Raw genomic sequence first — 23,841 nt, 5'->3', positions numbered from 1 at the left:
ACATGGGCGATGATCGATCTCTGGGCGGCGGAGATCCACCGGCGGTGCACTACGACGAGGAGGAGCGCCCCGCCCGTGAGCTGCGCGGACGCGTCGGGACCCTGGTGGCGGTGGTCGCCGCGGCGACCGGGGTGCTCACGCTCTGGCAGGTGTTCCGCCCACTGGCCCAGGGCAGCCAGTTCTACCTGATCATCTTTCTGGCGCTGACCCTGCCGCTGATCTTCCTGGCCTACCGGGCGCGGGGCCGCGGCGGCGAGCGGCCCACCCGGCTCGACGGGGTGCTGGCCGGGCTGGCGCTGGTGGCCTGTCTCTATCCGGTCAACCCGTTCGGCGGCGGCTACGACGGCTTCCTCGACCGGCAGGCGCTGCTCGAACCGATCGACGTCGCGTTCGGCGCCGTCCTGCTCCTGCTGGTGATCGAGGCGGCGCGCCGGACCACCGGGCTCGCGCTGCCGATCGTGTGCGGGGCCTTCCTGCTCTACGGCTACTACGGCGGCCTGCTCCCGCAGACCTGGCCGATCGCCCATGCCGGACTGGACTTCGCGCAGATCATCGACGCGCTCTACAACTCCGGCAGCGGGTTCTACGGGACGCCGCTGGACGTGGCGGCGACGTACATCGTGCTGTTCACGATCTACGGCGCGGTCCTCGACCTCTCCGGGGCCAGCCGGTTCTTCGTCGACCTGTCGGTGGCCGCCTTCCGCCGCTCGCGCAGCGCGGCCGGGCGCACCGCGGTGGCCGCCGGGTTCCTGCTCGGCACCGTCTCCGGGTCGGGCACCGCCACGGCGGTCAGCGTCGGCGCGGTCACCTGGCCGATGCTGCGCCGCGCCGGATATCCGCCCGAGCAGGCCGGCGGCATGCTGGCCGCGGCCGGGGTGGGCGCCATCCTGTCCCCGCCGACGCTGGGTGCCGCGGCGTTCATCGTCGCCGAGTACCTCGACGTGTCCTACCTGACGGTGCTCGGCTGGGCGACGATCCCGACGCTGCTCTACTACCTCGGGATCCTGCTCGCCGTGGAGATCGACGTACGCCGGTTCGGCGTCCGCGCCGTGGACCTGCCCGCCACCAGCGCCTGGCGGCTGCTCACCCGCCTGGGCTACCACTTCTCCTCGCTGATCCTGATCGTCGTCCTGCTCGCCCTGGGCGAGAGCGCCACCCGGGCCGTGGTCTACGCGACGCTGCTCGCCGTCGCCCTCTCGTACCTCGACCGCGCCGCCCGGCTGACCCCGCCCCGGCTGTTCCAGGCGCTCGCCGCCGGGGTCCGTGGCGTGCTGCCGGTGGTCGCGGTCTGCGCCGCCGCCGGGGTGATCACCGCGATCACCACCAAGACCGGGCTCGGTGCGCAGCTGGCGTCGCTGCTGGTCAACGGCGCCCGGGCGATCACCGACAACCCGACGGCGGTGCTCGCCCTGACCGTCCTGCTGGCCGCTGTGGCGCTCTCCGTGCTCGGCCTCGCGGTGCCCGTCACGGCCAGCTTCATCATCGGCTGGGTGATCATCGGGCCGGCGCTGCTCGGGCTCGGCGTGGGCGCCCCGGCCGCCGCCATGTTCGTCTTCTACTACTCGGTGCTCTCCGAGGTGACCCCGCCGACCGCCCTCGCGGCGGTGGGCGCGAGCGCGATCACCGGCGGGCGGACCATGCCGACGATGTGGCAGGCGCTGAAGTACGCGCTGCCCGCCTTCCTCGCGCCGATCGCCTTCGTGCTCACCGAGCGCGGCGAGTACCTGCTGGCCCGCGGCCCGGTGACCGGGGTGCTGTGGACCAGCGTGGTGGCGGCGCTGGCGGTGCTCGGACTGGCGATCGCCACCGGTGGCTGGGTGCCCGGCATCGGGCGGGCCGGGCTGCCGAGCCGGGTGCTCGGTGCGGTGGCCGGGCTGTTCCTCCTCTATCTGGCGCCGGTCTCGGTGGCGGCCGGGCTGGGCGCGCTGGTGCTGTCCGCGCTGCTCGCGTGGATTGCCCGCGGTCGGCGTACCGAAGAAGAACCGGAAGCGGAACAGCGGACCACGACCCGCACCTCATCACCGCGAGGAGAAGCATGAGACGCATCCTGACCGTAACCACCATCACCGCCCTGGCGCTGGCCGCGACCGCGTGCGGTGGCCGGCAGGACACCGCCGCCACCGACTCCGGCGGCGCGGTCACCTGCGAGGTGGCCCAGGCCACCCGGATCGGCATCGCGACCGGCAACGCCACCGGTGTCTACTTCGCCCTGGGCAACGCCTACGCCGAGCAGGTCAACGCGACCGGCGGCCAGGTCCAGGCCACCGCGGCCGAGACCGGCGCCTCGGTGCAGAACATCCAGCAGCTGGTCGCCGGCACCTACGCTGTCGCGTTCTCGCTGGCCGACACCGCCGCCGACGCGGTCAACGGCACCGGCAGCTTCACCTCGAAGCAGCCGATCGCGGCGCTCTCCCGGATACACACCAACTACACCCAGGTGATCGTCCGCAAGGGCGCCGGCATCAAGGACGTGGCCGGCATGAAGGGCAAGCGGGTCTCCACCGGCTCCCCGAAATCGGGCACCGAGGTGATCGCCAACCGGATCCTGAAGGCGGCCGGCCTGGATCCGGCCACGGACGTGAGCGCTCAGAAACTCGACCTCACCAAGACCGTCGACGGTATGAAGGACGGCACCATCGACGCGCTGTTCTGGTCCGGCGGGCTGCCCACGCCGGGCATCACCGACCTGCTGACGTCCGCTAAGGATCAGGTCGAGTTCCTCGACGTCACGCTGCTGCTGCCGGCCATGCAGAAGATCAACGAGGTGTACCAGGAGGGCACCATCCCGGCCACCGCCTACCAGCTCCCGGCCGACGTCAAGACCATCGTCGTGCCGAACTACCTGCTGGTCCGCGCCGACCTCGACCCGAACGTGGCCTGCGTCCTCACCAAGACCCTCTTTGACCGCAAGCCGCAGCTGGAGCAGGCCAGCGCCGCCGCCAAGGAGATCAGCCTGGCCACCGCCCGCAAGACGGCCCCGGTCCCGCTGAGCCGCGGCGCCGAGAAAGCCCTGGACGATCTGAACGCGCCGAAGTGAGGCGGTGAAAATCTTCGTCGGAGGGTGGGTGGCGGGTGGGAATTACCATTGATGGGAGTCGATCATGAGACGGGGGAACGGCCCGCGCCGATGATCGGCAAACCATCCATGGGGGAATGGCAATGCGCAAGTCAAGAACGTTCGCCGTGTTCGGCGTCGCGCTCGTCACCGGGCTCGCCGGCGCCGCGATCACACCCGCCGTGGCGGTGGCCGCGCCCGCGCCCACCGTCACCACCCTCCCGTTCAGCGACCCGTCCGACGTCGTCAGCACCGGGACCCGGGTCTTCGTCAGCGGTGGCAGCGAGTCGAAACAGATCGTCGTGACCGACGCGGCCGGTACGGTCACCGGCACCGTCGACGGGCTGGATGGGCCGACCGACCTGCAGCTCAGCAACGACCGCAGGACCCTGTACGTGGCACTGCGGCCAGCCGGGAAGATCGCCGCCGTCGACACCGGCTCGCTCGCGCTCACGGCCACTTTCGACATCGGCGCGGGCACCTGCCCGTCGTCGCTGGCCTACACCGGCAGGTACCTCTGGTTCGGTTACGGGTGCGACACCTGGACCGGCGACATCGGCCGGATCGACCTCGGGCGCCGGCCGACGGTGGCGACGAAGGGGCTCGCCGACGCCGCTTTCTACACCGCGCCGCTGCTCGCCTCGGCCACCGGCAACACCAGGGTGCTGCTCGCGGGCGAACGGCAACTGAGCCCGTCGATCGACATCGCGTACGCCGTCGGCGCCGGCGGCGAGCTGACCCGGATCAGCGCCACCACGCCGGAGAACTCCGGCGCGAACGGGCAGGGCCTGGCCCTCGACCCGGGCGGGACCACCGCGTTCGCGGCCGGCGGGGCGCCGTACCACGTGCAGTCGTACCCGGTCGAGGACATGCGCAAGACCGGGACGGCGTACGAGACCGGGCCGTACCCGAACGCCGTCGCGGTGTCCCGGGACGGCACGCGGGTGGCGGGCGGCGTGTACGCCCCCTACGACCCGGACGTCTTCGTGTTCGACCTGAACGGGACCCCGGTCACCCGGTTCGAGCTGGGCGGGTCGGACCACACCCTGGTGTCCGGCGCCCTGGCGTGGGCACCGAACGGCCGCCGGCTGTACGCGGTCAGCGACGACGGTCTCCCGAACGGCGCGCCGGCCCAGCTGCACGTGCTGCCGATCCCGGCCGCCTGAGCAGGTCGCCCGGACATCGCAAGACGACTCCGGTTCCGCTGGAGTCGCGGCGCGGAGAAAACACCAGAAATCTGAACGCGCCCGAGTGACAGCAGCCGCGGCGGGCCGAGGCCCGCCGCGGCTCACTTCCTCTCGGTGTGATCCGGACCGGAGTGTCCTGCTCCAGTGCCCCGGTGCGGGTTCGGCAGGCGCCGGACCCCCGCCGGCGTCCCATGCGACCGGATCTGTCTCACTGGCGCCAGACCTGGTTCCGGTAATCCGACCAGGGGTTGGTCTCGGCGACATTTACCACCGACTGCTGAGTGTTGTTGAGGTAGCTTTGCTGCAACTCCTTGCCGCTGCTCACGTTCTCCATGAAGTATCCGGTGACGTACCATTCCGCCTGGGCGGTCCGCCACTGCTGGTTCAAGCTGCCAGTGCAGACGGCCGCCTTGACGTCCGGCTGCTCGACGCCATTCACGTAGACCTGCTCCAAACACTTACCACTTTTCTTGTTTCGCACGGTCGCGATGGTGTAGGAGGAGCCCACGCGGGTGTACGTCCACTGCTGGTTTTCGGCGCCGGTGCAGGTGGCCACCCTGATGTCCGGCTGCTCGGAGCCGTTCTCCCAGCTCTGCTCCAGACATTTCTGGCTTCGCCAGTTCAGCACGCGCGACCAGTAATCCGGCTCGGCGGCCGCGCCGGGCACAGCCAGTGCGGCGGCCGGCGCCGCGAGGGTGGCCGCGCCGACCGCACCGGCCGTGGCGAGAGCAATCGTGAGACGTCGCACAGATACCTCCGAAGGGCTGCCGGAAAGGTGCCGGAACGAGGCGCGGATCATTCTGGCGTACCGAAAAAAATCCTCTCGTCCGCCGAGATCGCAACGGCGTGCGAAATGAAATTCCGTGAGAATTTCGCCCACCCGGACAGCGCAATCGGAAAGTAGCAAGGGGGGAGCGATGCGTCAATCGGCACGCATTGCTGAGCAGTTGGACGCATTGCCGCGCAGTTGAACACGGGCTCTCATCGGCGCGGGTGAAAACGGCCGGTCGCCGCCCGCGGGTCCGCCTCTCGCCCGGGCCACCGGCAAGAGCGGGAGCCAGCCGTGCAACCCGGTGGGCCGGTGACCCCGTGTATACCCCGGCAGCCGAACGATAGGGGAATGCATGAGCGACCGTGACGAGGGTTTCGCGGAGTATTTCGCGGCCCGGGCGAAGCTTTACCTCAGGTGGCATCGGGTGAGCCGGCAGGAGTCGCTGGACCCGTACCTGCGCCAGGTGCTGATTCGCGCCTTCGTCGACGAGGGCCGGTGGGGCTGGTGGCGGCGCGAGCGGCCGTCCGACGCGCCGATCGAGCGGTCGGCTCCGCGGTCGTGGGTGTGGTGACGCCCATCGGTGCCGATCGGCGGCCCGAACAGTCGGCCGCCTACCGGTACCCGGACGGGACGGTGGTCTTCGTGGGACAGACCCGCGGCGACACCTTCGGCGCGGTCGCCGACACGACCGGGCCGGAGCTGGCCGAGCTGCCCTTCACCGCGGCCCAGCTGGCCCGGCTGGCCACCGACGAGAGCCTGCGCGCCGGCGGATAAACGCGTTGCCGGTCCGGGGCGGGCCGCCTAGGTTGAGACACAGCTTCGAGCCCTCAGGGAGATCACCACCATGCTGTGTAGCCACCTCTATCTCGCCCCGGACCGGTGGCGCGGCTGAGCCCGCTCGCGAGCCTCGCGCCGCCGTTCCCGCGTACGGGGAATGGCGGTTTTTTGTTCTCTGAAGACAACAGAGCCCTCGTAGCCCAACTGGCAGAGGCCCGGCGTTGAGGACGCCGGTGGTGCGCGTTCGAATCGCGCCGAGGGCACAGCGTGGCATTACACGCCGCGCGGGCGCGCCGACGCCGGAGAGTCGGGCCCGGCTGTAAACCGGGTGCTTCGCTGAGCAGGTTCGAATCCTGCCGCCCGCACGATCGCATGCCCGAGTGGTGAGGGGGCCGCCTGCAAAGCGGTACACGCCGGTTCGAATCCGGCTGCGATCTCGACGAAGGACCCGGAAAAGAATCATGAACCGGCCCGCTCCGGGCGTGGTACACCCCGGCAAGAGACAGCTCCCAGCTGAGGGAGACCGGGATGACCACCATGACGCAGCCTCGAGTCCTCACCTTCCGCCGTTCGATCCGCGTCGCGCGCGTCGCGACAGCGGCCTTCATCGTGCTCAACCTCGCCGCGGTTCAGGTGATGTTCGCCGCCGCCGGCCCGGCAGCCAACCTCTTCGGTACGATCGGCCGCCTGCTCGGCCTCTACCTGGCGCTGGCCATGGCGTTCCAGTTGCTGCTGGTCGCCCGGCTGCCGGTGGTCGACCGGGCGTACGGGATGGACCGTCTCACCACCTGGCACCGCTGGACCGGGATGACGGTCTTCTGGCTGGCGTGCGCCCACCCGGCGCTGGTGCTGCTCGGCTTCGCCCGCCTGGACGGCGTTCCCCTCCTCGACGAGGTCGTCGTCCTGGCGAAACAACCGCCGGTCCTGTTCGGCATGATCGCCGCCGGGCTGCTCCTGGTGATCGTGGCACTCTCCGTGCGGGTCGCCCGGCGGCGGCTCTCCTACGAGACCTGGCACGCCATCCACGTCCTGCTCTACCTGGTCGTGCTGCTCGGCGTGCTGCACCAGGTGTACGAGGGCACCGCGTTCAAGGTCAATGTGGTCACCCAGGCGTACTGGTGGGGCCTGTGGACGTTCGCGATCGGCGCCCTGCTCACCGGCCGCCTGGTGGTCCCGCTGATCCGTAACTCCCGGCACCGGCTGCGGGTGGCGGCCGTCGTCGCCGAGTCGGACGACACCGTGTCGGTGCACGTCACCGGCCGGGACCTGGACCGGCTGCCGGCCCGCGCGGGGCAGTTCTTCCTCTGGCGTTTCCCCGGCCACAACCGGTGGTGGCAGGTCAACCCGTTCTCGCTGTCGGCCGCGCCGAACAGCCGCTCGCTGCGGCTCACCGCGAAAGGCGTCGGCGTGACCAGCGCCGGGCTGCGGGACCTGCCGATCGGGGCGAAGGTGTACGCCGAGGGGCCGTACGGCGCGTTCACGGCGGCGCACCGGACCCGGGGCGCGACGGTGCTGATCGCCGGCGGGATCGGCGTCACCCCGATCCGGGCGCTGCTGGAGGACACCGACCTCACCGGGCACGTCGTCGTGCTCTACCGGGTGCGCGACGCGCGGGACGCGGTGCTGCTCGGCGAGCTGCGCAACCTGGCCGACGTCCGGCGGGCCCGGCTGCACCTGCTGACCGGCCGGACCGGGAGCGGCTACCAGCCGTTCGCACCGGAGCGGCTGCTCGCCCTGGTGCCCGACATCACCGCCCGGGACGTCTACGTCTGCGGCCCGGGCGCGATGACCGCGTCCGTGCTGGACAGTCTGCGCCGGCTGCGGGTCCCGTCCCGGCAGGTGCACGCCGAGCGCTTCCGGCTGGCCGGATAGAGACGGGACCGTCCGGAGATGCCCCCGGACGGTCCGGCGAGGGTCCCGGGTGCTGCCTCCGTATGGGGGAGGCAGCACCCGGGACAGCGAAACGGCTCGCGTCCGGGGTCCACCTGACGCATGATCGACCACCATGAGTGCCAGATTGCGGGCGTTGGGCCGGGAAGCCGTCGAGATCGCCGAGCGGGGCCACTACCCCGGCCCCGACGGTCCGGTGCGGATCGCCGACCAGGTGGCCCGGGCGGTTGCCGGCACTCGCCTGCACCTGCCCGGCGACGAGCTGCCGGAGCCGGCCGCGGCCGGCGGGCCGCCGCGGATCGAGGTGACCGCCGAGTCCACGCTGTGGGCGGCGCGCCGCCTCGGCGGGAACCCGGCCTGTCTCAACTTCGCCTCGGCGCGCAACCCGGGTGGCGGCTTCCTGAACGGCGCCCAGGCCCAGGAGGAGAGCCTGGCCCGCAGCTCCGCGCTCTATCCCTGCCTGCTGGCCGCCGGTGACTTCTACGCACACCACCGGGCGGAACGGTCGCTGCTCTACACCGACCGGATCATCTACGCGTCGGCGGTTCCGGTCTTCCGCGACGACAAGGGGCGGCTCCTGCCCACCGCGTACCCCGTCTCCTTCCTGGTGTCGGCGGCCCCGAACCGGTCGGCGATCGCCCGCAACCAGCCGGAATCCCTGCCGGAGATCGGCCGGGCACTGGGCCGCCGGGCCACGCGGGTGCTGCGGGTCGCCGCCGCGCACGGCTACCGTGACCTGGTGCTGGGCGCGTGGGGCTGCGGCGTCTTCGGCAACGACCCGGCGGAGGTGGCGCGCGCGTTCGCCGGCGCGCTGGCGGTCAGCCCGTGGTTCGACCGGGTGGTCTTCGCGATCCTGGACCGGGGCGGCGCCACCCGGCAGGCGTTCGAACAGGTCTTCCGTTCGTAACCGGACGCACATGTCCGGCGAAAGCCGGACCGGGCGGGGCGCGGCCGCGGTCACGGTTCCGGGACGCCGGGGGGTACCGCACCGCCGACGGCCGCTGGGTCCGGATGGGCGTGCCGGCGGCCGAGGACGCGGTGGCCATGGGCGTCGCGCCGGTCACCGCCGCCATGACCGCTTCGGTACCGGCGGCGGTGATCGACGGCTCGGGCCACGCGTTCCTCGCCGGGATGCACGCCGCGACCCTGGTCTCCGGCGTGCTCTGCCTGCTCGGCGCTGTCGTCGCGGTGGCCGGCGTCCGGCGCGGTCCCGCGCACCGACGGCTCTCAGCAGCACCGCACCGGTGCCGACGGTGTAGGTATGAAGCGGCGCTGCGCGGACCCCGGCGTGATCGTCAAGATCGTGGCGGCGGTCGGGGGCGCCACCGTGCCCGGCCGGGTGGTGACCGGAGCGACCGGAGGGGAGGCTTTCGCCACCACCCGGTGGCTTCGTCCCTTTCCTGCCACCGCTGATCCGGCATCCTGTTCGTGGTCCCTGTCCGTCTTCCCCCGGAGGCTCCGATGAAGATCGGTCTGTACGACCGCCTGGCCGACCCCGCCCGGCTCGCCGAGCTGGCCCGGTACGACCTGGCCGGCGACACGCTGCGGGCCGCCCTCGACGAGGTGGCCGAACGCAGCGCGAAACTCCTGGAGGCCCCGGTGTCGCTGGTCTCCGTGCTGGGCGCGGACGCGCAGCAGATCGTCGGGGCGTACGGGCTGGGCGACTGGGTGGCGGCCGCGCGCGGGGCACCGGCCGAGTGGGCGGTGTGCAGCCGCACCGTGCTGAACGGTGAGCCGTACTGCGTGGCCGACTTCAGCGACGACCCGGTGCACGCGGCCAACCCGTTCCTGGCCACCACCGGCCTGCGCAGTTACCTGGGCGTCCCGCTGGTCGGGCCGGACCGGATCATGCTCGGGGCGCACTGCGTGGTGGACACCCGGCGCCGGATCTACACCGACGTGGACCTGGCCGTGCTCAGCGACAGCGCGGACGAGGCGATGGAGGCGCTGCTCCGCTTCCGCCGGTGAGCCCGCGCGGTGCCGTCCGGCTCAGGCCGCGTGCCACCGCCACCCGGTCTGGCGGGGATGGCCGGGCAACTCCACCCGGCCGGTGCACCAGAGCAGGGTGGACCACGGGTCGTGGCCGGCGGGGGCGTCCGGGAACAGGCGCCGCAGCACCCGGCCGCACACGTCCGGGTCGGGCGACCACCGGAACTCCAGGGTGGCCGCCAGGTCCGACAGGTGGACCAGGACCTCGACGACGCCCATCGCGGCGAAGCCGGTGGCGTCGGCGAGCCCGAACGGGTGGAAGCCGCGCCGCTGCGGCGGGCTGACCTGGACGGTCGCCGCGAGCAGGCCGCCGGACGCCGCGAGGACGTCCAGCAGGCCGGCGGTCCCGTCGGCCGGATTCACATAGACGGTGAGCGCGGGGGCGTCCGGGCGGGTCCGCTTGACGCCCCAGGGCACGTAACGATCGGCCGGCGGCTGGTCGGCGGCGAGCTGCCCGGCGTACGCGAACAGGTCGTCGGCGACGTGCTCGACCGTCTCCCAGCAGGACCAGCTGAGGTCGCCGGCGGGGATCCGCCAGTCCCGGCCGGCCACGCCGCGGAGGGCTTCGACGGCCGCCGACACCACCGTGCGTACGTCGTCCGCGTCCACAAGTGATCGGCTCATCGCGGCAACCTACCGCAAAATTGTCATACCCCGCGCGCATCATCGCGGCATGGGAGAACCAGCCATGCCGATCCGTCGCCGCATCGAGTTGTCCATCGCCGAGACGCGCCTGCGGTTCCAGCAGCTCGTCCGGCTCACCGGGCTGACCGGCCAGGTGACTGTGGTGGTCGACGGTGGCCGCCCGATCGCCGCCATCGTCCCGGCCCGCGACGTCCTGGAGCCGCCGCCCGACCCGCCGCAACCGGTCGCCGAGGCCGGTGCCGAGGCCCGTGCCGGCTGGCTGCGCCGCATCGAGAAGGTGCGGGAGGACGTGCGTCGTCAGCACGCCGGGCGCATCCGTGAGCTGTCCCAGGCCTTGGACGAGGCGTGGCAGCTGCTCGACCGGCTTCACCCGCCGGGCACCGACCGCCACGTGGACACCCTGCGTGCGGCGCACGGAGACGTGCGTCGCAGCCAATGATCAATCACCACTTCACCTATCGGGCGGGGGGTAAGATCGGCCAATGGCACGCCAGCTCGATCTTTTCGTCCCCGGGGTGGTGTTCCTCGACGTCATCTTCACCGGGCTGCGCGAGCTGCCCGGGCCGGGCACCGAGGTGCGGGCCTCCGGGATGGGGTCGTGCCCCGGCGGCGTGGCGAACCTGGCGGTCGCGGCCAGCCGGCTCGGCCTGCGCACCGGGCTCGGCACCGCGCTGAGCACCGACGCCTATGGGGAATTCTGCCACCAGGTGCTCAGCCGGCAGGAGGGAATCGACCTCTCGGCGTCCCGCCGGCTCGACGACTGGCACTCGCCGGTCACCGTCTCGCTGGCCTACGACCGCGACCGCAGCATGATCACCCACGGGCACCCGCTGCCCACCGACGACGACGGCCTGGTCAACGGATTGCCGGCGACCCGCGCGGCGGCCGTGAGCCTGGGCGGTTCGAGCACCGGCTGGGTGTCCCGGGCCGGTCGCGACGGCACCCTGATCTTCGCCGACGTCGGCTGGGACGAGACCGACCAGTGGAATGTCGACGCCCTCGCGGTGCTGCCCGACTGCCACGCCTTCCTGCCCAACGCGGTGGAGGCGATGCGCTACACCCGCACCGGCACGCCGGGCGCCGCGCTCGACAAGCTGGCCGGTCTGGTCCCGATCGTGGTGGTGACCGACGGCGGCGCCGGCGCCCTGGCCGTCGACGCGGCGACCGGCGAGGTGGCGACAGTGCCGGGCGTGCCGGTGGAGGCGCTCGACCCGACCGGCGCCGGCGACGTTTTCACCGCCGGGTTCATCGCCGGCACCCTCGGCGGGTGGCCGCTCGCCGACCGGCTCGCCTTCGCCAACCTGGTGGCCGCGCTCTCGGTGCAGCACTTCGGCGGGTCGCTGTCGGCGCCCGGCTGGGGCGACATCGCCGACTGGTGGCAGGCCACGCTGCGGGCCGCCGAGCGGCGGCATCCGGAGTCCAGCGAGGGGCAGCTGGCGCGGCGGTTCGCGTTCCTGCCCGAGGTGATCCCGCCGGGCCGGCGCAGCGCCGTGCACCGGGCCACCGCGACGATCGCCCAGCTCTCCGACGCGCACGCCGACCGATGACCGCGACACGCAGGCGCGACACCGCGGCCGGGTGGGCGTTTCTCGCGCCCAGCCTGGTCGGCGTCGGCGGGTTCCTGCTGCTGCCGGTCGTGGTGGTGCTCGGCATCAGCCTGTTCCGGTGGGACCTGGTCAGCCCCGCCCACTGGGCCGGCCTGGACAACTACCTGTCGATCCTCACCGACCCGGCGTTCGGCCGGTCGCTCGCCGTCACCGCGTTCTTCGTGCTGCTGGTGATCCCGGCGCAGACCGCGCTCGGCCTGGCCGCCGCGGTCCTGCTCGACCAGCGGCTGCCCGGCTCCACGGTCTTCCGGGCCATCCTGGTGCTGCCCTGGATCAGCGCGCCGCTCGCCCTCGGCGTGGTCTGGCGCTGGCTGCTCGACCCGTCCGACGGCGCCGTCAATCAGCTGCTCGGCCACCGCGTCGAGTGGCTGACCAGCCCGGTCCTGGCGCTGCCGTCGGTCGCCGCGGTCACCGTCTGGACCAACGTGGGTTACGTGGCGCTGTTCTTCCTGGCCGGGCTGGCCGGCATCCCGCCGCAGTACGCCGAGGCCGCCCGGATCGACGGCGCCGGGCCGTGGCAGCGGTTCCGCCGGATCACCCTGCCGCTGCTCCGCCCGACCATGTTCTTCGTCCTGGTCACCGGCGTGATCAGCAGCTTCCAGGTGTTCGACACCGTTTACGCGATGACCCAGGGTGGCCCGGCCGGCCGCACCGAGGTGGTGGCGTACGCGATCTACCGGGAGGCCTTCGTCGACTTCCGGATGGGGCGGGCGGCGGCCATGTCGGTGGTGCTCTTCCTGCTCCTGATCACGGTGACCGTCGCGCAGCAGTCGTATTTCCGCCGCCGGACGACGTACGAGATGGGGTGAAGATCTTGCGGCGTGCCGTGCCGACCTACCTCGCCCTGGGCCTCGGTGCCCTGGTGATCCTCGCGCCCTACCTGATGAGCGTGCAGACCTCGGTGAAGACGCCGAGGCAGTTCGCCCAGCAGCCGCCGCTGGCAGCGCCCGACCCGGTGACCGCGGCGAACTACGCGGAGCTGGTGATCGGCGGGCACACCCTGATCCCACCCCTGGTGATCACCGTGCAGGTGGTGCTGGTGGTCGTGCTCGGCCAGCTGACCTGCTCGGTGCTGGCGGCGTACGCGTTCGCCCGTCTCGACTTCCCCGGCCGGGACGCGCTGTTCTGGGTCTACCTGGCCACCCTGATGGTGCCTGTCGTGGCGGTGCTGGTGCCGAGGTTCGTGCTGCTCAGCGAGGCCGGCCTGGTCAACACGTTCTGGGGGATCGTGCTGCCGGCCATGTTCGGCTCGCCGTACGCGATCTTCCTGCTCCGCCAGTTCTTCCGGGCCATCCCGCAGGAGCTGCTCGACGCCGCGCGGATCGACGGCGCGGGCCACCGGCGAGTGCTGCGGCACGTGATCCTGCCGCTGAGCCGTCCGATCCTGGCCACCCTGCTGATCATCACGGTGGTCACCCACTGGAACGACTTCCTCTGGCCCCTGGTGATCACCAGCGGGCAGCGGTGGCAGGTGCTCACCGTCGCGGTGGCCGGCCTGCAGAGTCAGTACAGCGGCAACTGGACGCTGGTGATGGCCGCCACCACGCTCGCCACCATGCCGCTGCTCGTGATCTTCGTGCTGTTCCAGAAACACATCGTCCGATCGATCACCATCACCGGGATGAGGTGAGCACATGAGACGACTGTCCCTCCTGCTGATCCCCCTGCTCCTGCTGGCCGGCTGCTCCGTCGCCGGCGGCGACGAGGAGAAGGGCAAGACCACCGTCACCTTCCGGCTCTGGGACGACCAGGTCGCCAAGGCGTACGAGCAGTCGTTCGCCGCCTTCGAGCGGGCCCACCCGGACATCAAGGTGAGCGTGCAGCTGGTGCCGTGGGCCGACTACTGGACCAAGCTCCCGGCCGACATCGCGGCCGGCACCACCGCCGACATCTTCTGGACCAACACCTCGAACTTCGGCGTCTACGCCGACAACGACCAACTGCTGCCGGTCGACCCCGATCCGGGCTGGACCAAGCCGGTCGTCGACCTCTACACCCGTAACGGCAAGCTGTGGGGCGTCCCGCAGCTGTGGGACTCGATCGCGCTGTTCTACAACAAGGACCTGGTCGGCAAGGCCGGCGTCGACCCGGCGACGCTGACCTGGGATCCGTCCGGCGCGCACGACACGCTGCGGGCCGCGGCGCGCAAGCTCACCGACAGTCGCACCGGCACGTTCGGCTTCAACGCCGCCTTCGACCAGCAGGCGATCCTGTGGGACTTCGTCGGGTCGAACGGCGGCACCTGGCAGTCCGGCGACACCTTCGACTTCGCCGGCCGGCCGAAGACCGAGCAGGCCGTGCAATACCTCGTCGACCTGATCAACAAGGATCACGTGGCGCCGTCGGCCGCCGACACCAACACCAACGGTGACAAGACGTTGCAGCTGTTCACCCAGGGCAAGCTCGCGCTCTTCCAGTCGGGGCCGTACCACCTCAAGAGCATTCAGGACGGCGCCGGGTTCGCCTGGGGACTGGCCCCGATGCTGAAGGGCCCGGCCGGGCGGGTCGGCGTGGTGCACGGGGTCGCCGCGGTTGCCTCGGCCAGGACGCCGCACAAGGACGCCACCGTCGAGGTGCTCAGGTGGCTCGGCTCGGCCGACGGGCAGAAGCCGATCGCCGAGGGCGGTTACGCGTTCCCCGGGGTGACGGCGGCGCAGCAGGCCTTCGTCGACTACTGGAAGAAGCAGGGCGTCGACCTGCGGCCCTTCCTGGACTCGGCGACCGGCACGACGTTCCCGGCGCCGGTCGGGCCGAAGGTCGGGGCCGGCGGCACCGCCTACACGCCGATCCTGCAGCAGGTGTTCCTCGGCCAGCTCGGCGTCGCCGAGGGCCTGAAGAGGGCACAGGACGCGGGGAACGAAGCGATGAAGGGCTGACATGCGACTGACCATTCTGGGCGGTGGCGGCTTCCGGGTGCCGCTGGTCTACAAGGCGCTGCTCGCCGACCACCGGCGGACCGGGATCACCGAGGTGGCGCTGCACGACGTGGACCCCGGCCGGCTGGACGGGATCGGCCGGGTGCTGGACGCGCTGGCCCGCGACGTGCCGGACGCACCGGCCGTGGTCACCACCACCCGGCTGGACGAGGCGCTGGCGGGTGCGGCGTTCGTCTTCTCCGCGATCCGGGTCGGCGGGCTGCGCGGGCGGGTGGTGGACGAGCAGGTCGCGCTCGACGCGGGGGTGCTCGGGCAGGAGACGGTGGGTGCGGGCGGGATCGCGTACGCGCTGCGATCGGTGCCGGAGTCGCTGCGCATCGCGGAACGCGTCGCCCGCCTCGCGCCGGCGGCCTGGCTGATCAATTTCACCAACCCGGCCGGCCTGGTCACCGAGGCGATGTCCGGTCCGCTGGGCGACCGGGTGATCGGCATCTGCGACTCGCCGACCGGCCTGGTCGACCGCGTCCTGCGGACGCTGCGGGCCGACCCCGCCGAGGTACGCGTCGACTACGCCGGTCTCAACCACCTCGGCTGGCTCTACGGCGTGCACGCCGGCGACCGGGACCTGCTGCCCGGGCTGCTCGCCGACGACGACCGGCTGGCGAGCATCGAGGAGGGCCGGCTCTTCGGCGATCTGCGCGAGCTCGGCGCGATCCCGAACGAGTACCTGCACTACTACTACGACCCGAAAGGGACCCTGGACGCCATCCGCGAGGCGCCGCAGACCCGTGGTGCGTTCCTGCGCGAGCAGCAGGAACGCACCTATCGGGAGATCGCCGCCCGGGAACCTCTGGACGCCTGGCTGGCGGCGTGGCGGGAGCGGGAGGCCACCTACATGGCGGAGAACCGGGAACTGACCGGCGCGGGGGAGCGGGAGCACGACGAGAGCCGGCCGGCCGGTTACGAGGGCGTCGCGCTGGCGGTGATGCGGGCGCTGGCCCGCGACGAGCCGGCCACCCTGATCCTCAACGTCCGCAACCGCGGCACCCTGGACATCCTCAGCGACGACGCGGTGGTCGAGGTGCCCTGCCGGGTCGACGCCCGGGGCGCGGTCCCGCTGCCGGTCCGGCCGTTGCCGGCGCACGCTGTCGCGTTGGTGCGCGCTGTCAAGGCCACCGACCGCCTGGTGCTGCGGGCCGTCGCGGAGGGTTCCCGGGAGGCGGCGATCCAGGCGATGGCCACCCACCCACTGATCGCCGACCGCCCGCTGGCCGAGCGCCTGGTCGACACCTACCGCGCGGAGCTGCCCGAGCTGGCCTATCTGACCTGACCTCGGCAACCGCCGGCCTAGCGGTCCTGGCGCCAGCTCGGTCCGGCCGGGACCAGCTGGGGTTCGCGGCCGGCGTGGGTGATCAGCGCGTACACCTGGCTGGCGACCAGCACGCCGGCCACCGCGCGGACCACGTCGTCGGCGGTGCCGCCGGCCAGCAGCGGGGTCGCGCCGAACCAGACCAGGGCGGCCGCCGCCCAGGCCGCGGCCGCGGCGATCCGGCAGCGGCGGTCGAAGCCGCTGTACAGCGCGACGACCGCCCAGACCACGACGGTCGGGATCAGGTAGGCGCCCATCGGTCGTCCGAGCAGCCGGATCACCAGGCACGCCGTCAGGGCGAGGCTCGCGCCGACGACCGCCCGGCGAAGCGTCGCCCACCCGGAGACGGCGGGCAGCCCTTCGGCGGCGTCGGAGACCATGCCCACGATCTTGGGCGGCGGCGATGTCCGTCGAATGGCCGGAAGTTGAACAATATTCGCGAATATCGCCCGCCGTCGAACCTCCATGCGCTTCACGATGTCATGAAAAGGGCGAAGAGGTGGTTTCGCGTCCGTTGTCCGCGTGTCGGCGGTCGTCAGCGCCGAGCGCGGGCCGGGGGGTCCCGCGACGGTCGCCGGACCGGCGGTGGCCGGCCGCGCTAGGGCTCGGCTGGCGCGTCCCCGATCGGGAAGAGGATCGGGCTGAGCAGGTACTGCGCGCGGCCCGGGGCGGGGTCCTGGGTGAGCCGGGGCAGGATCGCCGCGCGCAGTTCGCTGATCAGCTCGACCAGTTCCCCGGGGCTGAGCCAGACCGCGTGCTGCCGATATCCGACCAGGTCCCGCGCCGGATCGGCGCCCGGCCGGTCCAGATAGGCGCCGAACTCCGCGGTCAGCGCGGTCATCGCGATGGTGAACGCTCGGCGGTGATCCTCCGTGGTCAGCCCGGCGGCAGCGGCGGCGCTGATCGACGCCCGGTCCTGCCGCAGCCGGTAGCGCCGCTCGACAGCCCCGCGGACCCGCCGCTCGGCCGCCACTTCCAGCACCCCACCGTTGCTGAGCAGGTCGATATGCCGGTAGACGGTCGCCTTCGACACGTCCGGCAGTCGCTCCACCAGGTCCGCGGTGGTCATCTCGCGGCCGCCACGCAGTGCGTGCACGATTCGCAGCCGCACCGGATGGGCCAGCAACTCAGCGGTCTCCACGCGACCAATCTAATCCCTGCTACCTTTCTCAACTATGAGAACGGCGCGGCTCGTCGTCGATCGCCTGCGGGCGGGGCGGTTCGAGGAGCTGGCCGCCGTACGCCAATTGCGCGAACAGCGACCAACCGCGGACCCGGACCGATCTTCCGCCTCGGCCACAGATGGGGGTGGCGGAGCCGCCCCAGGGCGGCCGGAACCGCTGGTCGGCCGGCCCGGCCCAGTGGAAGGACGTGCGATTCCGCGTGTTCCGCGGCCTCGGCCACATGTTCCGCGGCGGCGCGCACGGCGATCGCCGGATGATTCGGGAGATCGCCCGCTGGCTGTCCCGCGGCGGGCCCGGAGCGCGGAGCGGGGGCCTGGCGCGGCGCGCTACCGACAAGTAACGTGCGGTGATGCCGAACGTCGAGGTATCGGTCTCACCCGGGGTCGTCATCCTGGTGCTGGGCGTTCTCCTGCTGCTGATCCAGCCCGGCGCGATCCCGTTCACCTACGCGCTGGTCACCCGACACCAGCGGCGCGGCGGCGGGCACGTCATCGGGTACGCGGTCGGCGTCTACCTGCTCGGCGCGCTGCTCACCCTGATGTTCGTGGCCGTCTTCGCCTGCTCCGACTTCCCGTACGCGGTGTCGGTACTGCTCGGTTACGTCCCGATGTGGCTGTTCGCGCTGCTGATCCTGCGCACGCCGGAGGCGCGGCCCGACGGACCGCGCCTGCCGGGTGACAACGTCAGGCGGTGACCGGCTCGGCGACCGGGCGCCGCGGCGGGATGCTCGGGTCCGGCGCGGCGGTGGGCTTGCGGTTCGGCAGCGACAGCCGGATCACCTTGGCCCAGGCGGAGGCCACCTGCTTGGGCAGCGGCCCGGTGACGTACGGCAGGTCGTACTTCTCGAACAGCGCCCGCACCTTGACCGCGACCTCGGCATAGCGGCTGGCCGGCAGGTCCGGGAAGAGGTGGTGCTCGATCTGGTGGGACAGGTTGCCGGTCATGATGTGCATCAGCTTGCTGCCGGAGATGTTGGCCGAGCCGAGCATCTGGCGCAGGTACCACTCGCCGCGGGTCTCGCCCTTGATCGAGGTGCGCTCGAAGGTGGAGACGCCGTTCGGGAAGTGCCCGCACATGATCACCGAGTGGCTCCACACGTTGCGGATCACGTTCGCGGTGAAGTTCGCGGCCATGGTGTGCAGGAACGACGGGCCGGACAGCGCCGGGTGGATCACGTAGTCCTTCAGCGCCTGCTTGCCGATCTTGCGGCCGACCGCCTTCAGGTTCTTCCGGAAGACCGGGTTGCTGCGCCGCTTCTTGGTCTGCAGGTTCCGGCCCAGCTCCAGGTCGTACGCGGCGATGCCGTACTCGAAGAAGAGGGCGTTGATGAAGTTCCACAGCGGCTGGGCCAGGAAGAACGGGTGCCAGCGCTGGTTCTCGTCGACCCGCATGATGCCGTACCCGAGGTCGTTGTCCTTGCCGACCACGTTGGTGTACTTGTGGTGGATCTGGTTGTGCGAGTGCTGCCACTGCTCGGCGGGCGTGGCCATGTCCCACTCCCACGTGGTGGAGTGGATTTTCGGGTCACGCATGAAGTCGTACTGGCCGTGCAGGATGTTGTGGCCGATCTCCATGTTCTCCAGGATCTTGGCCACCGACAGGCCGGCGGTGCCGACGAGCCAGGCCGGCGGGAACAGCGAGAACAGCAGTACCGCGCGGCTGCCGATCTCCAGGCTCCGCTGCACCTTGATGACGCGGCGGATGTAGGCGGCGTCGCGCTCCCCCCGGACGGCGATCACCTCGTCCCGGATCGCGTCCAGCTCGCGGCCGATCGCCTCGATGTCCTCGGCGGTGAGGTGGGCGATCGGATTGTTTTCCTGACGTTGCAGCGTCGTCACGAAGGTCCTCGTTTTCTTTCGGCGATCTTTACTGGGGGGATGTCAGGCGTCCAGGTGGCACGGCCCGGCCGCGGCCGAGACGCACGTCTGGATGAGAACGTTGTCGCCTTCCACGGCGGTGGTGATCTGCCCGTCGCGCATGTCCCGGACGATGCCCTCACGCATCGGCAGCACGCACTTGAAGCAGATGCCCATCCGGCAGCCGGACGGCATCAGTTGCCCGGCGGCCTCGCCGGCGTCCAGGATCGAGACGCCGGCCGGTGCCTCGACCCGTGCGCCGGAGCGCTCGAAGGTGACCGAGCCGCCGTCGCCGGCGACCAGCACGGTGGGCCGGAACCGCTCGACGTGCAGGCGCTCCGCGGCGCCCGCCTCGCTCCAGTGGTCGGCGAGCGCGTCGAGCATCTCGCCCGGGCCGCACGCCCAGGTCTCCCGCTCGAACAGGTCGGGGACCAGCTCGGCCAGCTCGGCGGGCTTGAGCCGGCCGTCGGCGCCGGTGTGCCGCTCGATCAGGGTGATCCGGCCGGCCGCGGCGAGGGCGCGCAGGTCGGCGCCGAAGACCACGTCCTCGCTGGTGCGGGCGGAGTGCACGACCACCACGTCGGGCAGCTCGTGCACGGCGCTGCGCAGGATGCCCATCACCGGGGTGATCCCGCTGCCGGCCGTGACGAACAGGCTCTTCGCCGGTCGCTCGGCGGGCAGCACGAAGTCGCCGGCCGGGAGGTCGAGGTTGACGATCATGCCGCGGCGGGCGTTCGCCAGCAGGTAGGAGCTGACCAGGCCGTCGCGGACCGCGTTGACGGTGACGCTGATCCGCCCGGACGGCTGCCCGGCCGGACTGCTCACCGAGTAGGAGCGCCACAGGCGGATGCCATCGACGTCCACGCCGAGCCGGACATACTGCCCCGGCTGGTGGGGACGCCAGCCGCGACCCGGGCGCAGCTCCAGGGTCACCGCGTTCGCGGTCTCCCGGTGCACTGCCTCGACCCGGGCGCGCAGGACGTTCGGGTTGCGCAGCGGGGCGATCACGTCGAGATAATCGGAGGGAACCACCGGAGTGGTGATCAGCTCGACGACTCGCCACGCGCCATTGCGCAAAGTCTGGGTTACCGGCACCTCACCAAGCCTGCTGGGTCGGCCGGGTGAAGTCATGACCAGGGGAAGTGAATCGGGGGCACCATAATTGTTCGGTGGGGACAAGGGTCGAACGTGAAACATGGGAGTTTGGGTGATCGAGCCGTTGCGTGACGTCCGGTCGTACCGCCTGCCGGTGGAGGTCGTCGAGCCGCTCCGCAGGGGGCTGCCCGAGGTCGCCGTGCAGACCCTCGCCGCGATCGTGATGGAGGTGCCGGCGTACGCGGAGCCGTTCGCCGGCGAGCTCGGCCACAAGATCGAACGAGCCGTGCAGGCCGCCCTCGGCACCTTCCTCAACCTGGTCTCCCGGCCCGGCACCGACCCCGGCGCCCCGCTCGCGTCGGCCCTGGAGGCGGCCTACGCGCTGGGCCGGGGCGAGGCGCGCAACGGCCGCAGCCTGGACGCGCTGCTCGCCGCCTACCGGGTCGGCGCCCGGGTGGCCTGGCGGGAGCTGGCCGCGATCAGCGTACGGTCCGGGCAGCCGGCCGGGACCATCGCCGACTTCGCCGAGCTGGTCTTCGCCTACATCGACGAACTCTCCGCCGCGAGCGTCGCCGGGCACGCCGACGAGTTGGCCGCCACCGGCCGGATCCGGCTGCGCCACCTGCAACAACTTGCCCAGGCGCTGGTCGCCGGCGAGCCCGCGCACGTGATCCAGGCGGCCGCCGAGCGCGCCGAGTGGGTCCCGCCGCAGACCCTCACCGCGATCCTGCTGCCGGAGCGGTCCTCCCGGTCGCTGATCGACCTGCTGGACCCGCGCACGCTGTCGCTGGCCGGCGCCCTGCCGGACCTGCCCGGCACCGCGATCCTGCTGGTCCCGGACCCGCAGGGCGCCTCCCGGGCGCACCTGAACCGGCTGCTCACCGGTCACAACGCGGTGATCGGCCCGGCCCGGCCCTGGCTGCGCGCGCAGTGCTCGGTGGAGCGCGCGGTCCGGGTCCACCAGCTGCACACCCCGGCCCGCGGCAAGGTCGTCGACACCGAGGAGCACCTGGCCGAGCTGGTCGTCACCGCCGATCGCGGCGCCCTGGCCGACCTGCGGGACTGGGTGCTGGCGCCGCTCGCCGGGGAGCGCGGGGCGGCCGCGGCGAAGCTGGTCGAGACGCTGCGCAGCTGGCTGCTGCACCACGGGCGGCGCGAGGACGTCGCCGCCGAGCTCTTCGTGCACCCGCAGACGGTCCGTTACCGGATGGCCCGCCTGCGCGAGCTCTACGGCGAGAAGCTCAAGGACCCGCAGTGGGTGCTCGCCCTGACGATCGCCCTCTCGGTGCCCGTCCCGGAGGCGTGATCCGTTCGCTCGCGACCGCTTCCGCCCATTGTCCGCCCGGTTTCCGGTACGCGATCCGTTCGCTCGCGATCGCTTCCGCCCGCTGTCCGCCCGATTTCCGGTACGCGATCCGCAGCAACGGCCGTAAGCCGCTGCTGCTGAGCGCGCCGGCTCTGCCGAAAGTTAGAAGCGACAATAGACTTTCGGCAACTGGCCGGGGTCCGGGGGCACGCCTAGCGTCGGGTGCATGACCAGGACCTCCGCCGAGCTCGGCTTCTCGCCGCCGGACCGCTTGCTGATCACCTGCGGGCCGGCGGCGCTCGGGCTGCTGCTCACCGCGGCGTTGCCGGCGATCGCCCGGTGGGCGCTGCGCTCACCCGTCGGGCTGCCGTTCCGGCCGGTCGTCGTGCTGATCAGCAGGGTCGACTCGGCGTGGGAGCTGGCGATCCAGGCGGCGATCCTGGTCGTCGCGGGGCTGCTCGCCACGGCCGCGATCAGCGAGAGCCTGACGCACATCACCGTCACCCCGGACCGGCTGCGGCTGGGTGAGCGGGAGCTGCCCCGGTCGGAGATCACCGCCCTGTTCCCGGAGGGCGACACGCTGGTCGTGCTCGACCGGGAGTCGCGGCAGATGGTGCGGTGCGAGCCGCGGGCCCGGCGGCGGGTGCTCGCCGCCACGTTCGCGGAGTTCGGCTATCCGTGGCGGGACACCGATCCCTACACCTCTCTCTACCGCCCGTGGAAATCCGGCGACGACCTGCCACCCGAGGTGGACGCGGTGCTCTCGGCCCGCGCCGCCGTCCTGCGCAGGAAAGCCGCAAAGGAAGCCGGCGAGCTGCGGGCCGCTCTGGAAAAGCTCGGTTTTTCGGTACGCGACGAGGACGGTCACCAGCTCTGGCGCCCCCTGGTGCGCTCGTGAGTCGCCTGGATCGCTTCATGGCGACGGCCGGCGAGCGCGTCTTCGACCTGGCGGCGATCGCGGTGTCCTGGTTCGGCGCGCTGCTCATCGCGGGGGAGGCCGAGTCGAGCGGCCGGACCAGCGGCGACGCCACGTTCTGGGGCCTGGTGCTCGCCCTGGCGGCGTCGCTGGCGCTGTGGTGGCGCCGCGATCATCCGGTCGTGGTCGCCGCCCTGTTCGTGCCGCTCTCGGCGGTGACCGACTCCGTCGGGGTGGCCGGGACGATCGCGCTCTACACGCTGGTCACCCTGCGCCGCGGCCGGGTGATCGGGGTCCTGCTGGTGGGCACCCTGCTGGCCGGTGTGGTCTACAGCCGGCTCCGCCCGGACCCGGAGCTGTCCGCGACGGCCGAGTTCGTGATCACCCTCGCCTTCTCGGCCGCGACCGTGGCGCTCGGCCTGGCCATGCGGGCCCGCCGTGACCTGGTCGCGGTGCTGCGCGACCGGGCGGCGCGGGCCGAGGAGGAGGCGCTGGTGCGTGCCGACCGGCTGCGGGCCCTGGAGCGGGAGCGGATCGCGCGGGAGATGCACGACGCGCTCGCGCACCGGATCTCCATGGTCAGCCTGCACGCCGGGGCGTTGCAGATCCGGCCCGACCTGACCCCGGACGAGGTGGCGAAAGCGGCGACGACCATCCGGGACAGCGCCCACCAGGCGCTTGAGGACCTGCGGGAGATCCTCGGGGTGTTGCGCGCCGGGCCGGGCGACGACCTGCGCCCACAGCCCGGCCTGAAGCATCTGGACGAGCTGGTCGCCGAGGCTCGGGCGGCCGGGATGCGGATCGAGTTCGGCGACTCCCTGGATGACGCACCGGCCGGCGCGGCGCTCGGGCGGACGGTCTACCGTCTGGTCCAGGAGGGCTTGACCAACGCCGGGAAGCACGCGCCGGGCACGCTCGTCCGGGTCGGCCTGAGCGGCGCTCCCGGCGGCGAGCTGCACGTCGTGATCGCCAATCCGTTGCCAGTGCGGGCCGCCCCCGTCACCGCCGGCACCGGCTCCCGGCTCCCCGGTCCCAGCGCCGCCTTTCCCGGCCTCAGCCCTGACTCTCCTGGCCTCAGCCCTGCCTTTCCCGGCCTCAACCCCGCCCTTTCCGGTCTCAGCCCCGCGCTTCCCGGGGCGGGCACCGGGCTGCTCGGGCTTGCCGAGCGGGTCGCGCTGCTCGGCGGCCGCTTTCAGCACGGCGTTCACCGGGACGCCGCTGGTGTCCTGTCCTTCCGCCTGGAAGCGTGGCTGCCCTGGCGGGCCGCGTGAGCGGCGGCTCGGGTCGCCGGCCGTGGAGGCGGTTACCGTGGCCGGT

General features: G+C 72.0%; 24 protein-coding genes and 3 tRNA genes. 21 read left to right on the top strand and 6 right to left on the bottom strand.

From position 1 onward, the window contains the following. The first annotated feature begins 2 nt into the window (after nucleotides 1-2). The 3 genes from Actob_RS29900 (at nucleotide 3) to Actob_RS29890 (ending at nucleotide 4,221) form a co-directional block, all read left to right on the top strand. Nucleotides 3-2,039, top strand: coding sequence for a TRAP transporter permease (locus Actob_RS29900; protein WP_284915185.1), 2,037 nt, complete (start codon nucleotides 3-5; stop codon nucleotides 2,037-2,039). Further along, the gene (locus tag Actob_RS29895) at nucleotides 2,036-3,037 is read left to right on the top strand and encodes a TAXI family TRAP transporter solute-binding subunit (protein WP_284915184.1); all 1,002 of its coding nucleotides are present in this window, start codon (nucleotides 2,036-2,038) and stop codon (nucleotides 3,035-3,037) included. Before Actob_RS29900 ends, Actob_RS29895 begins: the two co-directional genes overlap by 4 nt. Nucleotides 3,038-3,159: 122 nt before the next feature. After that, on the top strand, nucleotides 3,160-4,221 hold the full coding sequence (locus tag Actob_RS29890) for a YncE family protein (protein WP_284915183.1): 1,062 nt from the start codon (nucleotides 3,160-3,162) through the stop codon (nucleotides 4,219-4,221). A 229-nt stretch (nucleotides 4,222-4,450) separates the two neighbouring features. On the opposite strand, the gene Actob_RS29885 is transcribed toward Actob_RS29890, so the two are convergent. Further along, nucleotides 4,451-5,122, bottom strand: coding sequence for an RICIN domain-containing protein (locus Actob_RS29885; protein ID WP_284915182.1), 672 nt, complete (start codon nucleotides 5,120-5,122; stop codon nucleotides 4,451-4,453). 244 nt (nucleotides 5,123-5,366) lie between these two features. On the opposite strand from Actob_RS29885, the gene Actob_RS29880 reads away from it, so the two are divergent. The 8 genes from Actob_RS29880 to Actob_RS29845 all read left to right on the top strand — a co-directional run bounded on the left by Actob_RS29880 (nucleotide 5,367) and on the right by Actob_RS29845 (nucleotide 9,649). Then, nucleotides 5,367-5,585: a SigE family RNA polymerase sigma factor gene (locus Actob_RS29880; protein ID WP_284915181.1), complete on the top strand. Its 219-nt coding sequence runs from the start codon at nucleotides 5,367-5,369 to the stop codon at nucleotides 5,583-5,585. Further along, a complete protein-coding gene (locus Actob_RS29875) occupies nucleotides 5,582-5,788 on the top strand; it encodes a hypothetical protein (RefSeq protein ID WP_284915180.1) in 207 nt (68 codons plus the stop codon). Before Actob_RS29880 ends, Actob_RS29875 begins: the two co-directional genes overlap by 4 nt. A 192-nt stretch (nucleotides 5,789-5,980) precedes the next feature. After that, nucleotides 5,981-6,054 (top strand) — tRNA-Leu (locus Actob_RS29870). 21 nt (nucleotides 6,055-6,075) lie between these two features. Next, nucleotides 6,076-6,156: transfer RNA gene (locus Actob_RS29865), tRNA-Tyr, on the top strand. Between the two features lies 1 nt (nucleotide 6,157). Next, nucleotides 6,158-6,228 (top strand) — tRNA-Cys (locus Actob_RS29860). 91 nt (nucleotides 6,229-6,319) lie between these two features. Further along, nucleotides 6,320-7,663, top strand: coding sequence for a ferredoxin reductase family protein (locus tag Actob_RS29855; RefSeq protein WP_284915179.1), 1,344 nt, complete (start codon nucleotides 6,320-6,322; stop codon nucleotides 7,661-7,663). A 133-nt stretch (nucleotides 7,664-7,796) separates the two neighbouring features. Continuing rightward, nucleotides 7,797-8,588 carry a TIGR02452 family protein gene (locus Actob_RS29850; protein ID WP_284915178.1) on the top strand — a complete coding sequence of 264 codons (792 nt, stop codon included), beginning with the start codon at nucleotides 7,797-7,799 and terminating at the stop codon, nucleotides 8,586-8,588. Nucleotides 8,589-9,142: 554 nt separating this feature from the next. Beyond that, on the top strand, nucleotides 9,143-9,649 hold the full coding sequence (locus tag Actob_RS29845; RefSeq protein ID WP_284915177.1) for a GAF domain-containing protein: 507 nt from the start codon (nucleotides 9,143-9,145) through the stop codon (nucleotides 9,647-9,649). A 21-nt stretch (nucleotides 9,650-9,670) separates the two neighbouring features. Here Actob_RS29845 and Actob_RS29840 read toward each other — a convergent pair whose 3' ends face one another. After that, complete coding sequence (locus Actob_RS29840) at nucleotides 9,671-10,294, bottom strand: DinB family protein (protein WP_284915176.1); 624 nt, start codon at nucleotides 10,292-10,294, stop codon at nucleotides 9,671-9,673. A gap of 49 nt (nucleotides 10,295-10,343) precedes the next feature. On the opposite strand from Actob_RS29840, the gene Actob_RS29835 reads away from it, so the two are divergent. The 6 genes from Actob_RS29835 to Actob_RS29810 are packed head-to-tail and all read left to right on the top strand — an operon-like array spanning nucleotide 10,344 to nucleotide 16,128. Next, on the top strand, nucleotides 10,344-10,754 hold the full coding sequence (locus Actob_RS29835) for a hypothetical protein (RefSeq protein WP_284915175.1): 411 nt from the start codon (nucleotides 10,344-10,346) through the stop codon (nucleotides 10,752-10,754). Between the two features lie 43 nt (nucleotides 10,755-10,797). Next, nucleotides 10,798-11,862 carry a carbohydrate kinase family protein gene (locus tag Actob_RS29830; protein WP_284915174.1) on the top strand — a complete coding sequence of 355 codons (1,065 nt, stop codon included), beginning with the start codon at nucleotides 10,798-10,800 and terminating at the stop codon, nucleotides 11,860-11,862. Continuing rightward, a complete protein-coding gene (locus Actob_RS29825; protein ID WP_284915173.1) occupies nucleotides 11,859-12,731 on the top strand; it encodes a carbohydrate ABC transporter permease in 873 nt (290 codons plus the stop codon). Before Actob_RS29830 ends, Actob_RS29825 begins: the two co-directional genes overlap by 4 nt. Then, the gene (locus Actob_RS29820) at nucleotides 12,728-13,552 is read left to right on the top strand and encodes a carbohydrate ABC transporter permease (protein WP_284915172.1); all 825 of its coding nucleotides are present in this window, start codon (nucleotides 12,728-12,730) and stop codon (nucleotides 13,550-13,552) included. Before Actob_RS29825 ends, Actob_RS29820 begins: the two co-directional genes overlap by 4 nt. 4 nt (nucleotides 13,553-13,556) lie before the next feature. Then, the gene (locus Actob_RS29815; protein ID WP_284915171.1) at nucleotides 13,557-14,798 is read left to right on the top strand and encodes an ABC transporter substrate-binding protein; all 1,242 of its coding nucleotides are present in this window, start codon (nucleotides 13,557-13,559) and stop codon (nucleotides 14,796-14,798) included. Between the two features lies 1 nt (nucleotide 14,799). Further along, nucleotides 14,800-16,128: a 6-phospho-beta-glucosidase gene (locus Actob_RS29810; protein ID WP_284915170.1), complete on the top strand. Its 1,329-nt coding sequence runs from the start codon at nucleotides 14,800-14,802 to the stop codon at nucleotides 16,126-16,128. A 17-nt stretch (nucleotides 16,129-16,145) separates the two neighbouring features. Here the strand turns inward: Actob_RS29810 and Actob_RS29805 are convergent, their stop codons facing one another. Further along, nucleotides 16,146-16,547, bottom strand: a complete 402-nt coding sequence (locus tag Actob_RS29805; protein ID WP_284915169.1) for a hypothetical protein — start codon at nucleotides 16,545-16,547, stop codon at nucleotides 16,146-16,148. A gap of 218 nt (nucleotides 16,548-16,765) precedes the next feature. Beyond that, on the bottom strand, nucleotides 16,766-17,308 hold the full coding sequence (locus tag Actob_RS29800) for a helix-turn-helix domain-containing protein (RefSeq protein ID WP_284915168.1): 543 nt from the start codon (nucleotides 17,306-17,308) through the stop codon (nucleotides 16,766-16,768). A 392-nt stretch (nucleotides 17,309-17,700) separates the two neighbouring features. On the opposite strand from Actob_RS29800, the gene Actob_RS29795 reads away from it, so the two are divergent. Continuing rightward, nucleotides 17,701-18,045 carry a hypothetical protein gene (locus Actob_RS29795; protein WP_284915167.1) on the top strand — a complete coding sequence of 115 codons (345 nt, stop codon included), beginning with the start codon at nucleotides 17,701-17,703 and terminating at the stop codon, nucleotides 18,043-18,045. Here Actob_RS29795 and Actob_RS29790 read toward each other — a convergent pair. Next, the gene (locus Actob_RS29790) at nucleotides 18,035-19,189 is read right to left on the bottom strand and encodes a fatty acid desaturase family protein (protein ID WP_284915166.1); all 1,155 of its coding nucleotides are present in this window, start codon (nucleotides 19,187-19,189) and stop codon (nucleotides 18,035-18,037) included. The genes Actob_RS29795 and Actob_RS29790 overlap by 11 nt on opposite strands. A 42-nt stretch (nucleotides 19,190-19,231) precedes the next feature. Then, nucleotides 19,232-20,338, bottom strand: coding sequence for a ferredoxin reductase (locus Actob_RS29785; RefSeq protein ID WP_284915165.1), 1,107 nt, complete (start codon nucleotides 20,336-20,338; stop codon nucleotides 19,232-19,234). A gap of 64 nt (nucleotides 20,339-20,402) precedes the next feature. Between Actob_RS29785 and Actob_RS29780 the strand changes: the two genes are divergently transcribed. The 3 genes from Actob_RS29780 (at nucleotide 20,403) to Actob_RS29770 (ending at nucleotide 23,795) form a co-directional block, all read left to right on the top strand. Then, nucleotides 20,403-21,608 (top strand): PucR family transcriptional regulator, encoded by a 1,206-nt coding sequence (locus Actob_RS29780; RefSeq protein ID WP_284915164.1) that lies wholly within the window; start codon nucleotides 20,403-20,405, stop codon nucleotides 21,606-21,608. 226 nt (nucleotides 21,609-21,834) lie between these two features. Further along, nucleotides 21,835-22,506 (top strand): YqeB family protein, encoded by a 672-nt coding sequence (locus tag Actob_RS29775; protein WP_284915163.1) that lies wholly within the window; start codon nucleotides 21,835-21,837, stop codon nucleotides 22,504-22,506. Further along, a complete protein-coding gene (locus Actob_RS29770) occupies nucleotides 22,503-23,795 on the top strand; it encodes a sensor histidine kinase (protein ID WP_284915162.1) in 1,293 nt (430 codons plus the stop codon). The genes Actob_RS29775 and Actob_RS29770 overlap by 4 nt, the downstream gene beginning before the upstream one ends. Nucleotides 23,796-23,841: the final 46 nt, after the last annotated feature.

The sequence above is a fragment of the Actinoplanes oblitus genome (assembly GCF_030252345.1).
GTDB classification, from domain to species: Bacteria; Actinomycetota; Actinomycetes; order Mycobacteriales; family Micromonosporaceae; genus Actinoplanes; species Actinoplanes oblitus.
The sequence above is the reverse complement of the archived record's forward strand: the minus strand, read 5'-3'. Positions and strand labels throughout refer to the sequence as shown.

What these genes read in the sequence shown, in the direction of transcription:
- Actob_RS29900 (WP_284915185.1), top strand. Translation starts at nt 3, where the DNA reads ATGGGCGATGATCGATCTCTGGGCGGCGGAGATCCACCGGCGGTGCAC.
- Actob_RS29895 (WP_284915184.1), top strand. Translation starts at nt 2,036, where the DNA reads ATGAGACGCATCCTGACCGTAACCACCATCACCGCCCTGGCGCTGGCC.
- Actob_RS29890 (WP_284915183.1), top strand. Translation starts at nt 3,160, where the DNA reads ATGCGCAAGTCAAGAACGTTCGCCGTGTTCGGCGTCGCGCTCGTCACC.
- Actob_RS29880 (WP_284915181.1), top strand. Translation starts at nt 5,367, where the DNA reads ATGAGCGACCGTGACGAGGGTTTCGCGGAGTATTTCGCGGCCCGGGCG.
- Actob_RS29855 (WP_284915179.1), top strand. Translation starts at nt 6,320, where the DNA reads ATGACCACCATGACGCAGCCTCGAGTCCTCACCTTCCGCCGTTCGATC.
- Actob_RS29850 (WP_284915178.1), top strand. Translation starts at nt 7,797, where the DNA reads ATGAGTGCCAGATTGCGGGCGTTGGGCCGGGAAGCCGTCGAGATCGCC.
- Actob_RS29845 (WP_284915177.1), top strand. Translation starts at nt 9,143, where the DNA reads ATGAAGATCGGTCTGTACGACCGCCTGGCCGACCCCGCCCGGCTCGCC.
- Actob_RS29840 (WP_284915176.1), bottom strand. Translation starts at nt 10,294, where the DNA reads ATGAGCCGATCACTTGTGGACGCGGACGACGTACGCACGGTGGTGTCG.
- Actob_RS29835 (WP_284915175.1), top strand. Translation starts at nt 10,344, where the DNA reads ATGGGAGAACCAGCCATGCCGATCCGTCGCCGCATCGAGTTGTCCATC.
- Actob_RS29830 (WP_284915174.1), top strand. Translation starts at nt 10,798, where the DNA reads ATGGCACGCCAGCTCGATCTTTTCGTCCCCGGGGTGGTGTTCCTCGAC.
- Actob_RS29825 (WP_284915173.1), top strand. Translation starts at nt 11,859, where the DNA reads ATGACCGCGACACGCAGGCGCGACACCGCGGCCGGGTGGGCGTTTCTC.
- Actob_RS29815 (WP_284915171.1), top strand. Translation starts at nt 13,557, where the DNA reads ATGAGACGACTGTCCCTCCTGCTGATCCCCCTGCTCCTGCTGGCCGGC.
- Actob_RS29810 (WP_284915170.1), top strand. Translation starts at nt 14,800, where the DNA reads ATGCGACTGACCATTCTGGGCGGTGGCGGCTTCCGGGTGCCGCTGGTC.
- Actob_RS29805 (WP_284915169.1), bottom strand. Translation starts at nt 16,547, where the DNA reads ATGGTCTCCGACGCCGCCGAAGGGCTGCCCGCCGTCTCCGGGTGGGCG.
- Actob_RS29795 (WP_284915167.1), top strand. Translation starts at nt 17,701, where the DNA reads ATGCCGAACGTCGAGGTATCGGTCTCACCCGGGGTCGTCATCCTGGTG.
- Actob_RS29785 (WP_284915165.1), bottom strand. Translation starts at nt 20,338, where the DNA reads ATGACTTCACCCGGCCGACCCAGCAGGCTTGGTGAGGTGCCGGTAACC.
- Actob_RS29780 (WP_284915164.1), top strand. Translation starts at nt 20,403, where the DNA reads ATGGGAGTTTGGGTGATCGAGCCGTTGCGTGACGTCCGGTCGTACCGC.
- Actob_RS29775 (WP_284915163.1), top strand. Translation starts at nt 21,835, where the DNA reads ATGACCAGGACCTCCGCCGAGCTCGGCTTCTCGCCGCCGGACCGCTTG.